The 22,289-nt window shown below is 62.1% G+C and carries 17 protein-coding genes; 13 read left to right on the top strand and 4 right to left on the bottom strand.

The window, feature by feature from the left end:
• From BCO18175_RS04220 to BCO18175_RS04160, 13 genes are all read left to right on the top strand, one after another.
• Positions 1–1,947: a zinc-dependent metalloprotease family protein gene (locus BCO18175_RS04220; protein WP_174979547.1), complete on the top strand. Its 1,947-nt coding sequence runs from the start codon at positions 1–3 to the stop codon at positions 1,945–1,947.
• Positions 1,899–2,873 (top strand): hypothetical protein, encoded by a 975-nt coding sequence (locus BCO18175_RS04215; RefSeq protein WP_174979545.1) that lies wholly within the window; start codon positions 1,899–1,901, stop codon positions 2,871–2,873. Before BCO18175_RS04220 ends, BCO18175_RS04215 begins: the two co-directional genes overlap by 49 nt.
• A gap of 40 nt (positions 2,874–2,913) precedes the next feature.
• Entirely contained in the window at positions 2,914–3,888 is a 975-nt protein-coding gene (locus BCO18175_RS04210) for a hypothetical protein (protein ID WP_174979544.1), read from the top strand.
• A 40-nt stretch (positions 3,889–3,928) separates the two neighbouring features.
• Positions 3,929–4,897, top strand: a complete 969-nt coding sequence (locus BCO18175_RS04205) for a hypothetical protein (protein ID WP_174979542.1) — start codon at positions 3,929–3,931, stop codon at positions 4,895–4,897.
• Positions 4,898–5,024: 127 nt separating this feature from the next.
• Positions 5,025–5,273 (top strand): PAAR domain-containing protein, encoded by a 249-nt coding sequence (locus BCO18175_RS04200; protein WP_174914188.1) that lies wholly within the window; start codon positions 5,025–5,027, stop codon positions 5,271–5,273.
• 133 nt (positions 5,274–5,406) lie between these two features.
• The gene (gene tssL / locus BCO18175_RS04195; protein WP_174979541.1) at positions 5,407–6,711 is read left to right on the top strand and encodes a type VI secretion system protein TssL, long form; all 1,305 of its coding nucleotides are present in this window, start codon (positions 5,407–5,409) and stop codon (positions 6,709–6,711) included.
• A 25-nt stretch (positions 6,712–6,736) separates the two neighbouring features.
• Entirely contained in the window at positions 6,737–10,846 is a 4,110-nt protein-coding gene (tssM, locus tag BCO18175_RS04190; RefSeq protein ID WP_174979539.1) for a type VI secretion system membrane subunit TssM, read from the top strand.
• A gap of 18 nt (positions 10,847–10,864) precedes the next feature.
• Entirely contained in the window at positions 10,865–12,076 is a 1,212-nt protein-coding gene (gene icmH, locus BCO18175_RS04185; RefSeq protein WP_174979538.1) for a type IVB secretion system protein IcmH/DotU, read from the top strand.
• Positions 12,077–12,239: 163 nt separating this feature from the next.
• Positions 12,240–12,866 carry a C40 family peptidase gene (locus tag BCO18175_RS04180; protein WP_174979536.1) on the top strand — a complete coding sequence of 209 codons (627 nt, stop codon included), beginning with the start codon at positions 12,240–12,242 and terminating at the stop codon, positions 12,864–12,866.
• A gap of 319 nt (positions 12,867–13,185) precedes the next feature.
• Positions 13,186–13,776, top strand: coding sequence for a class I SAM-dependent methyltransferase (locus tag BCO18175_RS04175; RefSeq protein WP_174914180.1), 591 nt, complete (start codon positions 13,186–13,188; stop codon positions 13,774–13,776).
• Positions 13,777–13,930: 154 nt separating this feature from the next.
• Positions 13,931–15,361, top strand: a complete 1,431-nt coding sequence (locus tag BCO18175_RS04170; RefSeq protein WP_174979534.1) for an alkaline phosphatase — start codon at positions 13,931–13,933, stop codon at positions 15,359–15,361.
• 32 nt (positions 15,362–15,393) lie between these two features.
• Positions 15,394–16,785: an alkaline phosphatase gene (locus BCO18175_RS04165; RefSeq protein ID WP_174914176.1), complete on the top strand. Its 1,392-nt coding sequence runs from the start codon at positions 15,394–15,396 to the stop codon at positions 16,783–16,785.
• A gap of 33 nt (positions 16,786–16,818) precedes the next feature.
• Positions 16,819–17,571 carry a hypothetical protein gene (locus BCO18175_RS04160; protein WP_174979532.1) on the top strand — a complete coding sequence of 251 codons (753 nt, stop codon included), beginning with the start codon at positions 16,819–16,821 and terminating at the stop codon, positions 17,569–17,571.
• Positions 17,572–17,693: 122 nt separating this feature from the next.
• Here the strand turns inward: BCO18175_RS04160 and BCO18175_RS04155 are convergent, their stop codons facing one another.
• The 4 genes from BCO18175_RS04155 to BCO18175_RS04140 form a co-directional block, all read right to left on the bottom strand.
• The gene (locus BCO18175_RS04155) at positions 17,694–18,833 is read right to left on the bottom strand and encodes an acyltransferase family protein (protein ID WP_174979531.1); all 1,140 of its coding nucleotides are present in this window, start codon (positions 18,831–18,833) and stop codon (positions 17,694–17,696) included.
• Positions 18,834–19,080: 247 nt separating this feature from the next.
• Entirely contained in the window at positions 19,081–19,293 is a 213-nt protein-coding gene (locus BCO18175_RS04150) for a hypothetical protein (RefSeq protein ID WP_174979529.1), read from the bottom strand.
• 10 nt (positions 19,294–19,303) lie between these two features.
• Positions 19,304–20,293, bottom strand: coding sequence for an RDD family protein (locus tag BCO18175_RS04145; RefSeq protein WP_174979527.1), 990 nt, complete (start codon positions 20,291–20,293; stop codon positions 19,304–19,306).
• Between the two features lie 504 nt (positions 20,294–20,797).
• Positions 20,798–21,949 (bottom strand): porin, encoded by a 1,152-nt coding sequence (locus tag BCO18175_RS04140; protein WP_174914170.1) that lies wholly within the window; start codon positions 21,947–21,949, stop codon positions 20,798–20,800.
• Positions 21,950–22,289: the final 340 nt, after the last annotated feature.

The raw sequence follows: 22,289 nt of genomic DNA, 5'->3' as shown, positions 1-22,289 counted from the left end.
ATGACGAGCCAACGAACCACCAAGAAAAAGTCTGCACCTCCACCGGAACTGAAGCTGAAGTCAGACGGTGCGGTGTGCAAAGTCGTACTGTCACAACGCCCGCTGCGCATTTACTTCCAGGCCTATCCCGGCATAACGGGTAGCGAGGCAGACCGTGCGTTAGCGGGTATCCCGTACAAGCTGCGTATTCCTGGGCAGCCCGACATTGAAGGCCAGACGGAGCCGAACGGGCAGATTCTGTTGCCGGGTTTGCAGCCGGGCCTGACCGGGGAACTCCAGATTCTTGGAACAATGATCCACCTGCGTCCGCGCGACTTTAGCGCTGACGAAGCCACTGACCGTGCAACAGTCATGGGCATCCAAGGCGCCAAGCGGCGCCTGATGATCATGGGCTACTACGACAAACCGTATCGATCCAATGGCCTGAATCAAGTGCCTGACGACAAGCTGGATCATGTCGAAATCGAGGATGCGATTTTGCAATTCCAGGTAGATAGCGAAATGGTGCCCAACGGGGAAATCGAACGCCATGAGATGGTCGGCGGCAGTATCGATACGAGCCAGCAATATGGTTTCCACCGTGATCTGTCCAGCTCGACGATCAAGCGGTTTCATCCCGACTTCGTCGTGAAGCTGGCGACAGGCGGCGGCGACGCCCCGCCCGGCACGATGACTCCATGCGCTGTACCACCATCAACGCCAGCCGGAGTGAAATCGCCGGCCAAGGTCAGTTCGGCGGCAGCCTCCCAGCCGCTCGTTCGCGAGATCTACGACGCGCACCGATTCGTTCCGGTTCGCTTTGTTCGCCAGAATCCGGGGCGTTTCAATCCACTGCAACCGGAACTGGATGAGCGTGGCTTTGTGGATGGCCGTGCCGGGCCTGTGGTGAGCCTGATGGCAGGGGAAACCATTCAGGTGCGGATGGTACGCGTACATGTCGCGGCCGGTGCGCCGCTGTTTCTCAAGAGCAGCGATGAAGGAGTGGTGAAGGTTCGCCAACTTGTGAACGATGTTGTTGAACTTACCGGTGTCGCGGCGACAGAGCGGGCCGCCGTAGTTGCGGATCCGAAAACATCAACGATTGAGGTGCGCTACGGAAGTTTTGATGGTCCGATATTGCACCGATTGTTTGTCGAGCATTACGATCCAATTACGGTTGCGGTGGCAGTTCATCTGGTCGCGATCGGCCAGAGGGGGCATCCTGAAATTCCTCGTGTCCCGCCGTCGTTGCAGCGCTCGAAGATCGAGCCGATCTTCGACAACATCAACGACATTTGGCGTGCAGCAGGTATTCGCTTTCGGGTCACACAATGGCTTGAAGACACCATTGATTTGAATCAAGCGGGTGTGATGACCGTCCAAGGAGCTATCAATGAGTTCACCGATGTGACCGGTTTGAATCGTAAGGCCGGCCACCTAAATATGTACGTCGTGAACGCCATGATTGGCGGCGGTATCGGGTGGGGTGCGAAGGATACGGCATTGGTGGCCACTGAGCAAATGTACGGCGGCCATTCATCTACCCCCGATGAATTGGTGCAGACCTTCGCTCATGAAATCGGCCATTTCCTTGGGTTGTGGCACCCCGGCACGGCACATTCGCAAGGCGATAACCTGCCATTTCCGCCTCAACATCCGGAAGACCATGCCATGCAGGACTACTGGTCCCGTCGTAGTTTGATGTATGTCTACACCAGTCTAGGAAATATCGATCCGCTAGCACCGAACGTTAGGCAGCGCGGCCGTCAGATCAACATTGGAAACGGATGGCTTGTGGGCGGAAAAATGCTTTGCTGCAAGGTGGTGCCGAAGATCGTGTCAAATGAAAAAAAATCGGAGATTGCCACCGCGCGCGCTATTGCGACGCTCAATCAGATCATTCAAACAAGGAAAACAGCATGGAATTCGCGAAGCGATACCGAAAATGGAAATGGCTTGTTTGCTTGATTCTGTCGCTGGGAGAAATGGGTGCAGCAATTGCTCAAGGTGTGCCAGCTTCAACTACATCTGTCTCGGAGAGTAAGACCATGCCGACATTGGCAAACCTGATAAAGCAAGAGAAATGGGATGACGCACTCCAGTACTGCCACAACCATAAGGACGCAGCCATTCCGGAAATCAATACGGTTCTTGATACAAAAAACCTGGATTCTGCGACGGCGAATTTCATGTATCACTGCTTGCGTCAGATTCGCACGTCAGCGTCCGCGATGCTGATGGCAAAGGATTTCCATGGTGGCTGGCGGGAAACCGTGTACGGACTTATAGAGAATCCGCGTCCGGAAGCCTATCCGATCCTCAAGGCACGCTTGAAGTCACCGCAGGATGAGAGGGATAAAGATCTTCTGCTGACTATGGCGCAGATGGATGTGCCCGTTGAGCAGCGCGTTGCGGACATCAAGCCGTATCTCGAGGCAAAGTACTACGAAGTACGTCAGGGAGCCGTGCTTAGTCTGGCGCTCCTGGATGATCCGGGCAGCACGGAGCGCATGGTCTACGAGCTCGGCATGAAATACCGGGAATCCAAGTCAGACTTCTTGCGTGTCTTCTACGACTTCAGAGCTTGGCGTATCCCGAAGTTTGTACCGGCACTGATCCCCGTGCTCAATGACCCGATGCCGCTCAATGACATCGGTATTCGCATGTACCTGCCTGGAGGCGGCGAGCAATCCATGACGCCTGACGAAGAGCGCTATTGCCGTGCTCGTGACTATGCGCTGAACATTATTGTGAAGACGCTCAATCTCGACCTGCCTTTCAAGATCAAGGATCAGACCACGTACACGAAGGAGCAACGTGACCTGGTCAAGCAGAAGTTGCGGGATCTTGGCTACACCGTGACGGATGAGCCGTATCCGGTTACATCTGACTGAACGAATTTTCTGATCAGATCAATCCAGCAAGACCAACGACATGAAATTCACGAATCGACGCCAGAACTGGAAATGGCCTGTTTGCCTAAGTCTGTTTCTGGGAGAGGTGAGTGTTGTAATTGCTCAAGGTGTTCCAGCGTCGACTATATCTGTCACGGAGAGTAAGACCGTACCGACATTGGCAACCCTGATCAAGCAAGAGAAATGGGATGACGCACTGCAGTACTGCCGCAACCATAAGGACGCAGCCATTCCCGAGATCAATGCCGTGCTCGCTACGCCAAAATTAGCTTACGGAACGGCGAATTTTTTGTTTCACTGCCTCCGGCAGATTAAGACGACGGCATCAGCAATACGAATGGCCCAAGATTTTCATGGAGGCTGGCGGGAGTCCGTGTACGGCCTGATTGAGAACCCACGCCCGGACGCTTATCCGATTCTCAAGGCACGCTTGAAATCGCCAAAGGATGAAGAGGACACGGATCTTCTATTGACTATGGCTCAGATGGATGTGCCCGTTGAGCAGCGCGTTGCGGACATCAAACCGTATCTCGAAGCCAAGTACTACAGGGTACGTCAGGGAGCCGTCCTTAGTCTGGCACTCTTGGATGATCCGGGCAGCATGGAGCGCGTGGTCTACGAGCTCGGCATGAGCGATCGAGAATCCAAGTCAAGCTTCTTGCGTGTCTTCTACGACTTCCGAGCTTGGCGTATCCCGAAGTTTGTACCGGCACTGATCCCCGTGCTCAATGAGCCGATGCCGCTCGACGACATTGGGGTTCGCATGTACCTGCCCGGGGGCGGTGAGCAGTCCATGACGTCTGAAGAAGAGCGCTATTGCCGTGCTCGCGACTACGCGCTGAACATCATTGTGAAGACGCTCAATCTTGACCTGCCATTCAAGATTCAGGATCAGACCACGTACACGAAGGAACAACGTGACCTGGTCAAGCAGAAGCTTCGGGACCTTGGCTACACCGTGACAGATGAGCCCTATCCGGTCACATCTGATTGAGCAAATTTTCCGATCAGATCAATTCAACAAGACCAACGACATGAAAATCAAGAATTGGCGCCGGAACTGGAAATGGCTTGTTTGCTTAAGTCTGTCGCTGGGAGCGGTGGGTGTTGCAATTGCTCAAGGCGTTCCAACGTCAACTGTCACGGAGAGCGAGGCCGTGACGACATTGGAAAACCTGATCAAGCAAGAGAAATGGGATGACGCACTGCAGTACTGTCACAACCATAAGGATGCGTCCATTCCCGAGATTAATGCCGTGCTTGTTACGCCTCGGTTAGACGGCACGCTTGAGAATTTCATGTATCACTGTCTGCGCCAGATTCGCACAGCCGGAGCGGCTGTCCGATTGGCAGAGGGATTCAATCGAGGTGGTCGGGAAAATGCGTATGGCCTGGTCGAGAACCCGCGCCCGGAGGCCTATCCCATCCTCAAGGCACGCTTGAAGGCATCGCAGGATGAGAGGGATAAAGATCTTCTGCTGACTATGGCGCAGATGGATGTGCCCGTTGAGCAGCGCGTTGCGGACATCAAGCCGTATCTGCAGGCAAAAGACTTAGACGCACGTCAGGGGGCAATTCTCGGATTGGCGCTGCTGGGCGATCCAGGGAGCATGGAGCGCATGGCCTATGAGCTCGGCACGAAATACCCGCAAGCCAAGTCCAATTTTTTGCGCGTCTTCTACGACTTCCGGGCTTGGCGGATCCCGGAGTTTGTACCGGCACTGATCCCCGTGCTCAATGATCCGATGCCGCTCGACGACATCGGCATTCGCATGTACCTGCCCGGGGGCGGTGAGCAGTCCATGACGTCGGAAGAAGAGCGCTATTGCCGTGCTCGCGACTACGCGCTGAACATCATTGTGAAGACGCTCGATCTTGACCTGCCTTTCAAGATCCAGGATCAGACCACGTACACGAAGGAACAACGTGACCTGGTCAAGCAGAAGCTTCGGGACCGTGGCTACACCGTGACGGACGAGCCGTATCCGGTCACATCTGATTGAGCGAATTTTCCAGTCAACGCGAACAGCATGAGATTCACGAAGTGGCACGGAAGCTGACGAACGTGCGCTTGTCTGATCCTGACGCTTTGCAAAAACCGTCGCTGCAAAAAATCCGAGAGAACATTTCATGATCAATTTCATCCGCCTCGGCGACGCGACCGACCATGGCGGTAGGGTAATCACCGCGTCCGACACTGCCGACTACGACGGCATCCCGCTTGCCAGAAAGGGGGATTTGATCGATTGTCCGCAGCATCCTGGCGTGCAGCCGAACGTGATCGAGGAGGGTGACGAGTACATGCTCGACGAAGGTCGCCCGCTTGCTCGCGCTGGGTATCGCGGCACATGTGGTTGCCATCTTATTTCGAGTTTATAGCGAGGCTACGCGACAACACCGGAATCTGCGCTTCTGCAGTGGCTGTTCATTCGCTGCATGCCGATACGGTAGTGCACGAACGTGGCGATGAAATTTTCGAACACGATGAGCGCGTCCATTAGTGGAAGCGGAAATGACGCCCTGTGTGGCATTGAAGCCAGACAGCGGCATTGGGAGGGAAAAACATGAAGGAACAGGCGTGGTGACGGACGGAGTGGACACACTGGAAAATCCGGACGAACTGGAGAGGCCGATCCATTCCGGAGAAAGCTTGGAACACCGGCTGAGCCTCATCCTGTCGGCGACGAACCCGCTGCTCGAGGCGTCGCGCGTGCTGCTGCGGGCACTTGCGGACATGCCCGATTCACTGTCTTCCATTGCGGTGGAGCGGCTGCAGGAATTGCTGGAGCACGAAGTCACAGAGTTCGAAAAACTTTGCGTACAGGCAAATATCCGGCGCGACCATATGATCGGGGCCAGCTATTGCCTCTGCACAGCACTTGATGAGGCGGCGATGCAGACGGCTTGGGCGCAGGATCAATCGCTTGTGGCGATATGGGTGCAGTCGAGCCTCGCATCGACATATCATCGGGACGTCGACGGCGGCGACAAGGTCTATCTATTGATCGGCCGGTTGCTGGAGGATCCCGATGAGCATCGAGACTTGCTGCAAGTGATCTACCGCATTGTCAGTCTCGGTTTCCAAGGCCGCTACCGGGACATGACCGACGGCAAGCGCAAGCACGATGCGATTCGTCAGCGGCTCTATAACGTGATCACGTCGCAGCGCGATCCCGTGCCGCTGACGCTATCACCCCGCTGGCAATCGACCGCGACAGGCAAACGCTTGTCGTTCACCGATTTTCCGGTATGGATCACCGTCACGGTCCTGTCGGTCATCCTGCTCGGGCTGTTCGGATGGTTCAAGTACGAACTGTTCAGCCGCAGCGCGGACGTCCAGAAGCAGATTGCCGACATCGCCCGCATGACGCCGCCGCCTGCACCGCCTTCACAACTGCACCTCAAACAGTTGCTCAAGGATGAAATCGCGGCCGGCACGGTAAGCGTCGACGAGGATGCCCGCCACAGCGCCGTCACGTTCCGTGGCGACGCGATGTTCAAGCCGGGCGGCGCTTCGGTTCAGGCATCGATGAATCCGCTCATTTCAAAGATCGCCACAGAGATCGCCAAGGTGCCGGGCAAGGTAACGATCATCGGCTACACGGACAACGAGCCGATTCGCAGCCGACATGTCGCAACGAATCAGATGCTGTCGGAAGAACGCGCCACCCAGGTCATGCAGATGCTGCAAACCGCCGGCGTGCCGGCGAACCGGCTCGAAGCCGTCGGCAAGGGCGATGCCGATCCAGTCGGCGACAACCGCACCGCGCAGGGGCGTGCGCAAAACCGGCGCGTCGAGATCGACGTCGCGCGCTAAGCCAGATCCGTTTTCGGAAAAACACATGAAGAAGTTCCAGTTCCTGTCGTTTCTGGCCTCGCGCCAGTTCCTTGCGTTCCTCGCACTGGTCGTCGTTTCACTCGTGATCTGGTTCGTCGGCCCGTTTTTCGCATTCGGCGGGCTCAAGCCGCTCGCGGGCGCGGGCATGCGCGTGCTGCTGATCGCGCTGTTGCTCGCCGGTGTGCTGCTCTGGCTCGTGGGCTGGTCGACGAGCGTCGTGTTTGTCGCGTTGCTGTGCCTGCTGATCTGGTATGCGGCGCCGCTGCTGTCGCTCGGCCACACGGCGCCGTTCGAGCCCGTGTCGGCCCGACTCACCGCGATCGCACTGATCGTGGCCGCGTTTGTCCTCTTCTGGATCGTCCGCGTGTGGCAAAAAATGCGCGAAGACGATGCGTTCATGAAGAAAATGCTGCGCATGGATCGCCGTAAGGATGAATCGCCTGCTGCCGCACGCTTGCGGAAAATCGAAGGGATCGTGACGAGCGCGCTCGTGCGTCTGAAATCGATGCGCACCGGCGCACGTGGCCTTGGCAAGCTGTTTCAGGTCAAGCGCTATTTATACGAGCTGCCTTGGTATATCACGCTCGGTTCGCAGGGGGCCGGCAAGACCAGCGTGCTGATGAACGGCGGGTTGGCGTTTCCCGTTGCCGAGCAGATGCAGCGCGCAGCCGGGATGCCTGCCGGTGACGCTGCCTCGGTGGACTGGTGGCTGACCAATGACGCGGTGTTGATCGACACCGCTGGTTACTACACGCGTCATGGCATGTCGACGGCCGAAGACGTCGCCGCGCCCGTCCCGGAATCGGGAAAGCCGGCAACCGGCGTTCCGGGTGAGGTCAGCGCCGATGCTGAGCCGTCTGCGGAGGGTGCAGTAGAAGGTGGGAAGCAGAGCGAGGCGTCGCAATCGAAGGCCGCTGCCCCGTCAACGGCCAGCGGCCATGTCGTTCCGCCCGGTCAGGCTACGGGTGAGCGCCGACAGAAGGTCGATCGTGCGGAATGGCTGGGATTTCTGGGCATGCTGCGCCGGCATCGGCCCCGCGCACCGATCAACGGTGCGTTGCTGACGATCGATCTTGCCACCTTGGCAGGCGCTGACGAACAGGCGCGTGTGGCGGAGGCTGCCGCGTTGCGCGCGCGGCTGGCGGAACTGAGACAGGAGCTGGGTATTCGTTTTCCTGTTTATGTGATGGTCACGAAGATGGATCGTCTGACAGGTTTCGCCGAGTATTTCGGGGCGCTGACAGCCGAGGGGCGGGCGCAGGCATGGGGCTTCGCGCTTCCATATGGCAAGGAAACCGTCGCGAAGGAAGGGCTGCGCGCGCGCTGCCATACGGAACTCGCCGAACTCGCGCAACGACTCAGCGGTTCGATCGATACGCATCTGCAGGATGAGTACGATTCGCGCAAGCGCCGATCGCTTGCAGCGCTGCCCGAGGCGTTTTCTGCTCTGCTCGGGCCGCTGCTTGATCTGATCGACCGCGTGTTCCTTGATTCACGATACGACGATACCCAGCTCCATTCGACGTTGCGCGGCGTGTATTTCACAAGTGCGCGGCAGCGGGATGGCGAGGTCGTTGTCGAGCGCGGTACGGTCGTTCGACGTCTTCTGTCGACCCAGGGCCGCGCTCCCGATTCGCCGGCGCGTGCCGAGGGCAATCAAGGCTTCTTCCTACACGACCTCCTGACTCGCGTTGTGTTCCCGGAAGCGCACTTGGTGAGTCCCAACCTGCGCTGGGAATATCGTTACCGCCTCTCGCGCCTGATCGGCCACACATTGGCGCTGTTCGTGTTCGTGTGGCTGGCAATCGGACTCCGCACGAGCTTCGGTCACAACAACGACTATCTCGATGCGGTTGGCCACAAGGTGCAGGCGCTTACGGCTCGCGTCACCCAGCTCTACAAGGACCCCAAACCGGAGGCCGTGCCTGACACGCTGACCGACGCGCGCTATCTGCCGACCTTCCCGGGCCTGGATCTGTCGAACCCGGGCAGTACGTGGCGCTACGGTCTCTATACGCCAGCCGATATCGCCACCGAAAGCCGCCATGCGTATGACGTGCTCGAGGACAACCTGCTGTTGCCGCAGATCGTGCACCGGCTTGAAAACGTCATGTCCGGTGCGATTGCCAGCAAGGATCCGAAGGCCGCCTACGATGCGTTGCGCGTATACCTGATGCTGTACGACAAGGCGAAGTTCAATGCCGCCGACGTCAAGGCCTGGGTGCTCGACGACTGGGCGAAGACCGACAGCGCGGCGGTTTTTGGTGGACGTGCGTCGATGATCGACCACGTGCAACAGCTGTTCTCCGGAGAGCGTGTGGTGCAGTCGCCGCTGATCCGCAACGATGCCCTGGTGCAGCAGGCGCGCGCGTTTCTCGACGGTAGCAATGCAACCGATCGCCTTTACCAGCGCGCGAAGGCGGCCATGCTCAAGGAAGCGCCCGACGAGTTTACGCTCCTGCGCGCGGTCGGCCCGCAGGCCGGCACGGTGTTCACGCGGGCGAGCGACGCGCCGTTGTCGCGCGGCGTATCGGGGCTTTTCACGTTCGACGGTTATCGGAATCTGTTCGACAAGCGATTACCCGAATTCGTGCAGATCGCGCGAGACGACGATGCGTGGGTGATGGGACGCTCGTATCTGGCGGGTTTGTCGGATTCGGCTCAAAAAAAAACGGCTGAGATCGTGAGTAACGCGACCGGCGCGGACGATGCGTTGACCGACGCGGTCCGCCGTGAATACCTGATGGAATATGCCCAGCAGTGGGACGCGTTTCTCAACGACATCCGGACCGTGAGCGGCACGAGCCTTGCGTTCAATCTGAAGGTGCTGCGCAGCTTCGCAGCGCCTGATTCGCCGCTCGTGCGGCTTGCGCGCGCAGCCGTGCGAGAGACGACGCTCACGCAGCCAATGGCCGCGTCGGACGGTTCGCTGCTGCAGCGGGCCGCCGAGCAGCTCAATCAGAAGGCGGACAAAACGTTGGGCATTCGGGCGTCGGAACGCATTGAACGGGAACTCGTCGACAATCACTTCGCGGCGCTGCGTGAGGTCGTAACCGGGAGCGTGGATGCGCAATCCGAAATGCAACCCGCTGCCACGCAAGGGGACAAGACGGGGCTGGACGGCGTCGCCAACCTGCTGAACGACTATTACACGGCGCTCACTGTTGCCGACAATGCGCTGTCGAATAACAGCATGCCACCGGCGAACGACACAGCCGCGAAGCTGAAAATGACAGCCGACACGATGCCGGCGCCGTTTCGTGCCGTATTGCTGCAGCTTGCCGCCGATGGTTCGCGAGAAGTCAATCAGGGGATCGGCCAGTTGCTGTCGCGCCAGATGCAGGCGGTGGTCGGCGACACTTGCCGGTTGATTGTCGAGGGCAACTATCCGTTTTCACCGGACAGCAAGCGTGATGTCAGCATCGATGATTTCACCCGGGTGTTTGCGCAGGGGGGCTTGATCGATGATTTCTTCACGAAAACGCTTGCACCGTTCGTCGACACGGCCGCGAAGCCTTGGCGCTACCGGACGCTGCCGGGTGCGACCGAACCCGTGCAGGGGCCGGATCTTGATCCGTTCGAGCATGCGAAGGCAATCCGCGACGTTTTCTTCAACGATCCCGGCCACAAGCAGATGACCTGGAAGGCCGACATTCGGATTCCCGAACTCGATCCGACGATCATGAGCCTGTCGCTCGACATCGACGGACAGACGACGCTTTACCAGCATGGTCCGGTCGCGCCTTTCACGATCACGTGGCCTGGGCCGCGCGGCGGTGCCCACACGGAAATCACGGCCAGTCCGCGGATCCGGCCGGACACGTCGACGATCGCAGCGGACGGACCGTGGGCGTTGATGCGACTGCTCCAGAAAGGTCGTGTGGCGGAGACGGCGACGCCGGGCCGCACGCGCGTCGCGTTCAGTTTCGACGGTCGTCAAGCGGCACTCGACGTCGCGAGTGCCGGGAGTGTCGCGAATCCGCTGACGAGCGACGTGCTGAAGGCATTCCGGTGTCCCAGCACGATGCCGGTGTTCGGCCTGCCGGATAGTGGCCCGCCGCCGGGGTTGCCGCGAGGGATGTTGCCGGCAAGCGCGGGAAGCGCTTCCCGCTGAACCGGGAGGGATCGATCGATGATTCTTTCGACAACTGATCCGCTGGGCCACGCAGGGGCCGTGGTGTCGCCGTCTGTTGCCGCGCGGCTGAAGGCCGCGGAGCAGGCGATCAACCCGCTCCTCGAAGCGTCGCGCGTCCTGTTGCAGGCGTTGGCCGATACGCCTGAAACGCTCGATGCCGATGCCATTGCACGGTGGCGTCGATGGCTGGTGCAGGAAGTTCGTCTCTTTACCCGGGTCTGCAGTGAGCTCCAGATCCGACCCGAGCATGTCCGGTGCGCAAGCTATTGTCTGTGCTCCGCACTCGACGAGGCGGCGATGCAGGCGCCTGGGAAGGACGAAACAACGGGCGTCGAATGGCAGGACAACAGCCTGGCGAGTGTGTTGGGGCATGATCGTCAAGGCGGCGACCGTGTGTTCCATCTGATCGACGACGCAATGCGTAATCCGCACGAGAACCTCGATCTGATTGAGGTGTACCAAAACGTACTCGATCTTGGATTTCGTGGGCGATACCGGTTTGAAGCAGGCGGTCCAGAGCGCTTGCAGGTCATTCGCGAACACGTACACGACGTGGTGACGACCGGTGGGCAGAGCGTGAGTCGCGTCAGAAAGCCGCTGAAACGTCCGCGACAGACGGTCGATCCGTGGGTACGTCCGGTGGCGGTGCGTCGGTCGCGAGCGAGGTTCGCAGGCGGTCTCGCGGTGGCGTTATTGCTGGGGGCCGGGGGCTACGCCGCGGCGAACCGTTGGGTGCGCACGAAAGAGAGGCTCCGGGCTTCGCCGCTCGATGCGCTCGCTCGAAACCTGGAGCAGCAACTTCGCGACGAGGTCGCCGCAGGGAATCTCGAATTGATCCGCGACTCCGGGCGCAATGCGTTGACGCTCCGATTCAGCGGCATGTTTGGGCCAGGCGAGGCAGCGGTGGCGCCGTGGGGCGCTACGGTGGTGGCTTCGGCCGGCCGGGAAATCGCGGCTGTGACCGAGGGCGCAACCGTCCGTGTGGCGGGATACGCGGATAGCACACCGATCAGTTCGACACGTCAAGCATCTAACCAGGCGCTTTCCGAGGCACGCGCCCGGCATGTGGCCCAAATTCTCGTTGCGGCTGGTGTATCTGTGCCACGTATTACTGTGAAGGGAAACGGCGATATCGGTTCGCTGGCGGATAACCGTACCGCATTGGGAAGAGCAAGAAATCGTCGGGTCGAAGTGATCGTTACCGATTGACGCTTGGGTTGCGAGCGTCAATTTCGGGTTCCGGTAGGTCGGGATCATTTCGACGAATGGCGGCGTAAATTCTTGTGGCCCAGTATCGGCTGAAACTATTGTGGCGGACGTAAGAAGCTAGTCGATATGGGCGAATCGCGGTTAAATGGACCGGCAGACATGCATGAAATGCATCAAGGTTGTTTCAAATGTGGTGCGTCAGATGATGATAATGCCAAGCTATCGAATGAGCGCGTTGATGCGCCTTTGTGTCACCGCATTGGCGGCGCAGGCTTTGGTAATCGGTAGCACACATGGGATGAACAATGAGATGTCGTCGAGGCAATGCGAACAGCCACTCGCGCATCGTCTGACACGGGCTGCGCTCGCATCGCCCGACGCCGTTCTACGAGATGGTTCTCTTTACGGTGTACAACGTTGGACCGTAGAGACACGTGCCAACTATCTCGGCCTGGAATTTCCCGGATTGCTATCGTGCGCATACACGGTGAGTGCCATCTTCCGGGCTGCATGCCATCCGATCGGCAATCTTGCTTCAGTCTCGGCTGTTGATGCGGCGTTGTCTCGCTGGCCGAAGGTCACGAAGATCGAAGATCTTCAGCCCGGTGATGTGGTGTTTTGGCGACCACGACGCACTGGCATATTACGATGCCCTAACACTCATTGGCACGTTGGTATCGCTGTAGGTAGTGGCCGAACAGTCGACAACGACTGGTGGTCGGGAAAGCCGGAGAACCATTCAGTAAGCCGCTTATGCCTGACTTTCGCCTATGCGCGTCGATTACCGTAATCGGGTGTCGGCGTTGTGCGCAGGCTGAATAGCAGATCAGGATCGTCGGCGAGCGCTACCCCGCGCATTTCCAGCAACGCGTCGATCGCTGATCGGGCATCCGGCGGCCCATCTGGCACGAATTGATCAGTGGAATCAGGGACAATCTTCACGTCGCCTTAAGTTTGCGTTTCCTAGAATCGATTTGAACGTCGCTCTTCCTGCGACGGACCGATTCGTCCAGGAGGATGCGCATGCCGAAGCACCGTGTCGCCGTAGCCCTGTTCCACGAAGCCATCGGCACGTCGAGGCCGACAGCGCAACCGCGCGAGGGCCGCCCATGATGTGGCCGAACGCGTGGCGTGTCTCGGCACTGTTCGTGCGCGAGTGGGTTGGCCGTCCGGCCGCGGTGGGCGCGTTGTGCCCGAGTTCGCGGCAACTGGCGCGCGAGATGGCCGACGCGGTGCCGGACGGCGACGGGCTGGTCGTCGAGCTCGGCGGCGGCACCGGTGCGATCACCGCGGCGTTGCTCGAACGCGGCGTCGCGCCGCGGCGGCTCGTCGTGGTCGAGCGTTCGCCAGCGTTCGTGCAGCACCTGCGGCGGCGCTTTCCTGGCATCTCGATCGTGTCGGGCGACGCGCGGCAGCTCGAGCGGCTGCTGCCGCCTGAGGCGCGCGTCGACGCGATCGTGTCGTGCCTGCCGCTGCGCACGCTGCCGCGTCAGGACGTGACGGCCATCGTCGACCAGTGCCGTCGCGTGCTGTCCGCCGACGGCGTGATGATCCAGTTCACATACGACCTGCGGCCGCCCGGCCGACATCCGCTCGGCGATTCGGCATTTGTTGCCTGCGGCAGCCGGATCGTGTGGGCAAACATTCCGCCTGCGCGCATCGTGACCGTGCGCAGCATCACCGCCGAACACGCGGAATGATGCCGCCGTGAGCGGGGCGCCCGGTCGTGGCGCCTCGCCATCTCCTTTCGTAATCCCTTCCAAACCTTCCAATTACCATTCATATTGCCGTCACATCAGGTTCCTACCATCGCCTTTCATTTCGAAAGCATCAATGGCGGGGGGAATCGGCAACATGAATCGAATCAAACTGGCGGCGCTGCTGTGTGCCGGCGCCTTTGCACTGGCCGGATGCGGCAGCGACGACGGCCCGACCAGTACGGCGCCCGGCCCCGTGCAGGCGGCGCGCAACGTGATCTTCTTCCTCGGCGACGGCATGGGGATCACGACGATGACGGCTGCGCGCATCTACTCGGTCGGTGAAGACGGCGCGCTCACGATCGACACGCTGCCCGAAACCGCGTTCGTGAAGACCTATTCCAACGATGCGCAGGTGACGGACAGCGCACCGTCGATGTCGGCGTACATGACCGGCGTCAAGACCAACAACGAAGTGATCTCGATGTCGCCCGACACGAAGGCGATCGAGCCGGCCACGAGCCTCACCGGCAACTGCGGCGCGAACAACGGCAAATCGGCGACGACGCTGCTCGAGATCGCGAAGGCGAAGGGGATGGCCACCGGGGTCGTGACGACCACGCGCGTCACGCACGCCACGCCCGCCGCGACCTATGCGCACGTGTGCCATCGCGACGCCGAGAATGACATCGCCGCGCAGCTCGTGCCGGGCGGCGCGGGCTACAACGGCGCGCTGGGCGACGGCGTCGACGTCGTGCTCGGCGGCGGCACGCAATTCTTCGTGCCGAAGGACGGCGGCGGCAAGCGTACCGACGGTCGCAACCTCGTCAACGAGCTGAAGGCGAAGGGTTATGCGTTCGCGCAGAACCGCGACGACCTGCTGGCCGCCGACGCGACGAAGGGCGGCAAGCTGGTCGGACTGTTCTCGTCGAGCCACATGAGCTACGACCTCGATCGCGGCGCGACGAAGGAGCCGAGCCTCACCGACATGGCGACGCGCGCGCTCGACGTGCTGCAGAAGAACCCGAACGGCTATTTTCTGATGGTCGAAGGCGGCCGGATCGACCACGCGCTGCACGACACCAATGCGAAGCGCGCGCTGCAGGACACGGTCGCGTTCGACAACGCGATCAAGGCCACGATCGACAAGGTACGCAAGACCGATCCCGACCTGAAGAACACGCTGATCGTCGTCACGGCCGACCACGATCACACGCTGGTGCTGAACGGCTATGCGGCGCGCACCGGCAAGACCGAGGCGGGCAAGCCCGGCGTGCTGGGCGTGCTGCGCAGCTACCAGACGGGTGCGGTCGCGAAGGACGCGGACGGCGCGCCGTACACGATCATCGGCTTCGGCAACGGCGAGAACCGCGTGCAGGGCAGCCGCGCGGGCACCGCGCTCACCGATGCGGTGACGGGCGCCGACGACTATCGCCAGGAGGCGGTCGTGCGCATGGACAAGGGCAACGAGACGCACGGCGGCACCGATGTGTTCCTCGGTGCGATCGGCCGCGGCGCGGATGCGTTCCACGGCGTGATCGAGAACAACAAGGTCTTCGAGCTGGTGCGCAACGCGGTGCAGCTGTGAGCGCCGACCATACGGGTACAGGGGAATACAGGATGTCGACCATCAAGTGCATCGCGGCGGCGCTGGCCGTCGCGGGTTTCGCATGCGGCGCGGCGCAGGCCGCCGGCCAGGCGAAGAACGTGATTTTCTTTCTCGGCGACGGCATGGGGCCGACGACCGTGACGGCGAGCCGGATCTACAAGGTCGGTGAGTCGGGACAACTGACGATGGAGAAGCTGGCCCGCACCGCGCGCGTCAAGACCTTCTCGAACGACGCGCAGACGACCGACAGCGCGCCGTCGATGGCCGCGTACATGACCGGCGTGAAGATGAACAACGAAGTGCTGTCGATGTCCTCCGACACGCGCGCGGTCGCGCCGGGCAACGACGCCAACGGCAACAAGACCGTCAACAACTGCGCGGCGGGCAACGGCCAGCCGGTCGCGACGCTGCTGGAGCTGGCGAAGGCGCGCGGCAAGGCGGTCGGCGCGATCACGACGACCGAGCTCACGCACGCGACGCCCGCCGCGACCTATTCGCACATCTGCCATCGCGATGCGCAGTACGACATCGCCGCGCAGGCCGCGCCGGGCGGTGCAGGCTACAACGCGTCGCTCGGCGACGGTGTCGACGTGCTGATGGGCGGCGGCCGCAATCACTGGACGCCGTTCGATCCGGTGGCCAACAAGCGCGGCCGCGCGGACGGCCGCAACCTGCTCAACGAGATGAAGGCGAAGGGCTACACGGTCGTCGCGACCAAGGATCAACTCGCGCAGGCCGGCAACGGCAAGCTGGTCGGCCTCTTCAGTTCGACGAGCCACCTCGAGTACGAACTCGATCGTGTCGCGGGCAAGGGCGAAGGGCCGACGCAGCCGAGCCTCGCCGAGATGACGTCGAAGGCGATCGACGTGCTGTCGAAGAATTCGAACGGCTACTTCCTGATGGTCGAAGGCGGCCGGATCGATCACGCGCTGCACGGCACCAACGCGAAGCGCGCGCTGGAGGACACGGCGGCGTTCGACGAGGCGATCCGCGTCGCGCTGTCGAAGGTCGATCTGTCGAACACGCTGATCGTCGTGACGGCCGACCACGACCACACGATGACGATCAACGGCTATTCGAAGCGCGGCAACCCGATTCTCGACATCAGCCGCAATTACCGCGATGGCCAGCCGAGCAAGGACGCCGACGGCAACACCTACACGACGCTCGTGTTCGGCAACGGCGCGAATCGGCCGAACGTGCGCGCGTCGGTCGATTCGGCCACCGCGACGAACGAGGCGTATCTGCAGGAAGTCGGTGTGCGGATGGGCAGCGCGGGCTCGGAGACGCACGGCGGCGGCGACGTGATGCTGTTCGCCGACGGTGCGGATGCGAAGGCGTTCAAGGGCACGATCGACAACACGAAGGTGTTCGGTCTCGTGCGCTCGGCGTTTGGTTTCTGAATCCGTTGACTTCGTGAAGAACGGGAACGCCAGATGAAACGCCAGCTTCTCTGCGCGCTCGCTTGCGGGTGGGTTGCGCTGCCGGCCCTTGCAGCGGCCGATCTCGACGCCGTGCTGCTGCACGAGAGCCGCACGGTGTCGGCCGACGGCGTGACGCGCACGACGATGTATCGCGAACGGATGGTGCGGCGCGACGGGCACGTGTGGGTCGAACGCGTGCTGCCCGTCGCGGCGGCAGCGGGACACGTCGACGATCACGACCATGACCACGACGCGGGCGGTGTACGCGAGACCCCGCCGCGCGCCGGCGTGCAGCCGGCTGCCGCGCACGCGGGCCACAAGCATTTCAACTTCCAGGCGGCCGCGCGGCACGTGACGTACGACGGCAAGACGGCGCGCATCGAGTACGTGGACGCGGCGAACCGGACGGTCGTCGGCGTGCCGCCGGCCGAGTACGAAACCACGGGCTTCGACGGCTCGTGGGACAACGCGTACTACGTCACGCCGCCGTCGCAGTTGAAGCGGCTCGCGGTGTCGAAGCGCGGCGACGCGCACGGTACCCGCTGGTACGAGCAGGCGGTCGATACGCCCGGTGCACGCGGCGTGAACCGGATCCTGTGGAGCGAGAAGCTGCAGGCGCCGCTGTCGGTCGAATACCGGAGCGCCGACGGCCGCGTCGTGCGCAAGCTGACGCTGACACCGGCGCCGGCCGCGCGGCGCGAGACGTTGCCGTGGCAGACGCTCGCCAGCTATACGCGCAAGGAATACGCGGACTATCTCGACTGATCGACGATTTTGACCGTTGGTACGCGGGGCTTGCGGTCAGGCCGGCCGGTATCGTCAAGCGATACGGCCGGGTCCTGGCCGGTTTTTTTCGCGGCTGACCGGCAGCGATTGCCGATGACGCGCTAGAAGCGCGCACCGTCCGGCACGCGCGCTGAAGACCGCGACGCGATCCGCTTGATGAAGCGGTCGAGCGGTGTCGCGTAGCCGTGCGCGATCGTCGCGCTCAGCGCCGCCGACAACGCCAGATACGCAATCAGCAACAGCAGCTTCGTGTCGCCGTGCGTGGCCGACGGCGGCCAGAACGTGCGCAGCCCGCCGAGCACGATCAGGTGGAACAGGTATAGCTCGTAGCTCAGCTTGCCGGCGCGGCCCAACGGCGCGAGGAGGCGGCCCCGCACGCGCTCGCCGTTGACGTGCGCGCCGATCAGCAGCACGGCCGTGCCGAGCGCCATCGCGGTGACGCCAGCGACATGGCTTTCCGCGATCGGCCAGGCCAGATAGAGCGCGGCCATCGCTGCCGCGACGGGCCACTGCACGAACGGTGCGGCCAGCCGCTGCCAGTTCATGCGTTCGGCCAGCAACGCGGTGCAGCAGCCGATCGCGATCCCGTCGAACGACGCGAAGTACGCATAGAGGAACCCGCCTTCGTCGCCGGCGTGCGTGAAGCGATACGCGGGCCCGATCGCGGCGATGACCACCCAGAACGCGACCAGCCGTGCATCGCGGCGCAGCGCGATGCACAGCAGCGGAAACGACAGGTAGAACACCTCTTCGACCGACAGCGACCACAGCACGCCGAGCGCGTAGTTGACCCACCCGTATGCGCTGATCAGCACGTTCATCCAGAACGTCAGCGATGCAAGGTTCACGAGCCAGAACGACACGGCGATGCCCTCCGGCGTGTGGTTCTGGAAGATCGGCACGCCGGCCGCAGCGAGGCCGTTGACGAGCGCGAGCAGCAGGAGCAGGCACGGGACGATGCGCGCGACGCGCGATACATAGAACGCGCGCACGTCGACCGCGCCGAGGCTGCCCCAGCGGCGCCGCGCATTCGACGTGATCAGGTAGCCGGAGATCACGAAGAACATCGTCACGCCGTAGTTGCCGTTGCGCGCCACCGCATGCACCGCGTCCCAGCCGAAAACGCGCGCGAGCGACGTGTCGCGCAGCGAGTAGGGGATGTTGAAGTGATGCAGCAGCACGAGCACGATCGATACGCCGCGCAGCAGGTCGATCCGCGCGTTGCGCGGGCCGGTGCTCATTGCGGGCTGCCCGGTTCGGCGAGGGCGGAGCGCGCGGCCGGGACGCCGGCGGCGGATGCGGACTGGGTGCGGCGCCAGTGCTTCAAGTGACACTCCTTCGGATGGGGTGGCACACAGTGTATCGATCGATCGCCGGCTGTCGACCTGTCACGGTTGACGGGGCGGTAGGCGTTTCATGACACGGGATGACGCGATCGAACCCGGATATCCGCGGATATCGAGCAGTCGCGGGGCAATGCGCCGTTGCTCAATATCCGGCAAGGGCGTAATAGAGCCCGAGGCACGCAACGGCGATGAGCGGGAGTGCGATGACGATGAAGGCGACTCGACCGATGCCGCTCAGGCGAGTCACGCCGACATACAGGCAGAGGGACCCGAAAAAAAGCGTCACCGGCCAGTAGATGGCGCCGCAAATGACCGGGACGACCCAGATCGGCAGGTCGATGCCGATGTCACTCATTCTTGCTTCCTCACATCGACTCGGTGCCGACCATCGTGGCCCATTCGGCAGGCGAGCGACCCATGAAAAACTGGTTTCTCCACGTCGCAATGCCAAGATTGACCGCGCGGACGCTCACCACGGTGACGAGATCCTGTTTTCGCAGCCAGGCCGATGCGGAAAGCGCTGCGTGTGCAACAGCGGTCGCCCCGGCCTTGTTCAGCAGTGTCGGCGTGTTCGAGAGCACGGTGATGGTGGCGATGGCTTTCGGCATCTGGCCCGCCGTGCCGCTCCCCCGCATGTTGCCGATCCAGACGCCGCTCTGGATCACGCCCGGAACGGTGGATGCCGCACGCTGGATCTGACGGATATCGGCCATGCGATCGTCGTCGATCAGCCGCGTTGCCGCAAAACGACTGCCGACAAACATAAGCAGGCCAAGGACGGCCAGGATTGCCCAGTGCTTCCGGCCAACCGGAGCGGCATCCTCGACGGGGGCCGCGACATGCACGACCCTGCTGGCGGTGAGCAGGTCATGCACGGACTGGCGGCTCGGCCTGTTGAACACGAACAGATACAGCAATGCCAGGACCCAGAAGAACATGACCGCGCCGTTCGCGGTGGCGAGCCATTCCATGCCCGGATCGCGAAGCGCGGGCAGGTCGATGAAGCCGATGCCGCCGAGTATCAGCGGAACGGCGATCAGCGCGTACCGTGCCCACGCGCGAACGTACCCGGGACCGGATCCGTCAGGGGCGGCGCTATCGGCAACACGGATCTTCATCACCCGCTTGCCGAGCGACTGGTGCCGATTTCCACCCTCGAGCAGGCCAAAGTAAATGGAACCGATCAGGAAGCCGATCAATCTTCCCCATTCGCCAATCGTCGAAAGGGCATCGAAGAACGGGATCGCGATCGCCAGCCCGATCAGTCCGAGAAGGATTGAATCGATCGAAAACGCGGCGGTGCGTCGCCAGAAGCCGGCGGCACCGTGCGATTTTTGGTCTTCGTTGCGCTCCATTGCCGTGGCCCCCGATGCGTTATGTTCGTCGAGCCGTTTGGGCTCTTGGCGGCGCGCGGCCGCAGGATTGCGTAGGCCGACACCGATCCGATCGTGACTGTCAGATCATATCGACCGGCTTGACGCCAAATTGCAAACTATTGTGAGCAATGCGCAAGCGCGAACGGCCTTCATGTCGCCTGCGGCTGATCGGCGATCGACCCGAACCCGGCGCTGCGTGCGCTGCCGGACGGTCAGCGCAAGCGCGGCGAGCGTAGCGGCCGGGCGCGGGATCGAGACGGGCGCCAGCGGACATGAAAGGCTGGAAGCGATTGTCGGGGATTGACGTGCGGCCGTCGAACGCGTGTGTCCGGCTCGACGCGGTAGCCGCTGTCGCGCACGCGCGCCGCAAATCGGCGAGCAACCATGAAAAAGCCCGCCGGCAGGCTTGCGCTTGCGGGCGGGCAAAGACACCTCGGGCAGACCGGCGCGGGTGTCGCGTGAAGAACGGAGAACCGGGTTGCGTCAGAACTTGTGGCGCAGCGCGACGCGCACGGCCACCTGGTTCGACGTCGACGACGGCGCGTCGGTACCGGGGATGAACGCGTTGTCGAGGATCGAGTTCGTCTTGTCGCCGGCGATGTGCTGGTACGCGGCCTGCACGTACACGTCGGTGCGCTTCGACAGGTTGTAGTCGGCCATCAGCCCGGCCGAGTGGATCTTCGGCTTCGCGTTGCCGGTTGATGCGTCGTACTTCTCGAGCGACAGCACGTACTGCGCACCGACCATGAACGCCGGCGTGATCTGGTACGAACCGTTCAGCTCGAAGTTCTGGTACTTGATCGCACTGACGGTCGCCCCCGGCGCGATGATCGCGCCCGGCGTGCCGAGGTAGCCGTTGCCGGTCGGGTTCTTGTAGTTCGAGTTCGTGTACGCGAAGCCGACCGTCGCCTGGCCGAACGTGTAGTTGATGCCCGCGCCGAACACGCGCATGCGCTCGGCGATGTAGCTCGCGTCGTTCGCGGTGATCGCGCCGGCCGAGCCGTCGCCCGGATGGTTCGCCTGCAGGTACGCGGCGCCGATCAGCAGGCCGTTGTTCTGGTACTGCGCGCCGAAGCTGTACGCGCGGTTGTCCGAGAAGTTCGTGCTGTTGCTGAAGCTGTATGCGCCGCCGAACTGGAAGCCGCCGAAGTTCGGGCTCGCGTACTTCACCGTGTTGTCGAGACGGAACGAGTTGTCGGTGTTGTCGTTGTCGAACGGGTGCGCGAGCAGGTAGCCGCCCCAGTTGCCGTTGGCCGTGGTCGGCGCGAGATAGTCGACGACGGAGTCGTACTGGCGGCCGAACGTCAGCGTGCCGTACTGCGTCTGGCTCAGGCCGACGTAGGCCTGGCGGCCGAACATGCGGCCGCCCTGGTTGAGCCGGCCGGTGTTCACGTCGAAGCCGTTTTCGAGCTGGAAGATCGCCTTCATGCCGCCGCCGAGATCCTCGCTGCCCTTCAGGCCCCAGCGGCTGCCCTGCGCGTAGCCGCTCGCCATCTCGTAGACGTGGCCGGTGCCGACGTTGTTCGTGTAGTTCAGGCCTTCGTCGATCACGCCGTACAGCGTGACGCTGCTTTGGGCGAACACGGGGGCTGCGAAGGTTGCCGTTACGGCGAGCGCCGTCAGGGTCTTTTTCATTGAGATCTCCGGGATATCCAGCTTGTATCGGTTGTCGTGAGCGCGTCCGGCGAGGCGCGCCCCGTCATCCGGGGCGACCCGGCGCAACGCGTGCGGCGCCGGAAACGCGCAAGGCGCGGCGGCGCGGCGACCGGCAGCGTCGGGTCGTGTCTCCTCCGATGACACCGCGCATTCTTCCCAAGCCGAAACAGAATCGAAAGCGAGTAATTTCGATGGATGGGATCGGGTTCGCCAATGGGGGCGCGACTGGTCGTTTCGACAGTCGAAACGGGGTGCGCGGCGTCGTGGTTCGAGACGGGCCGGGCAAGCGCCACGCGAGGTTGCGACACAGCGCGTGCGG

The sequence above is a fragment of the Burkholderia lata genome, assembly GCF_902499335.1.
GTDB lineage: Bacteria > Pseudomonadota > Gammaproteobacteria > Burkholderiales > Burkholderiaceae > Burkholderia > Burkholderia lata_B.
This window is presented reverse-complemented; position numbering and strand designations above follow the sequence as displayed.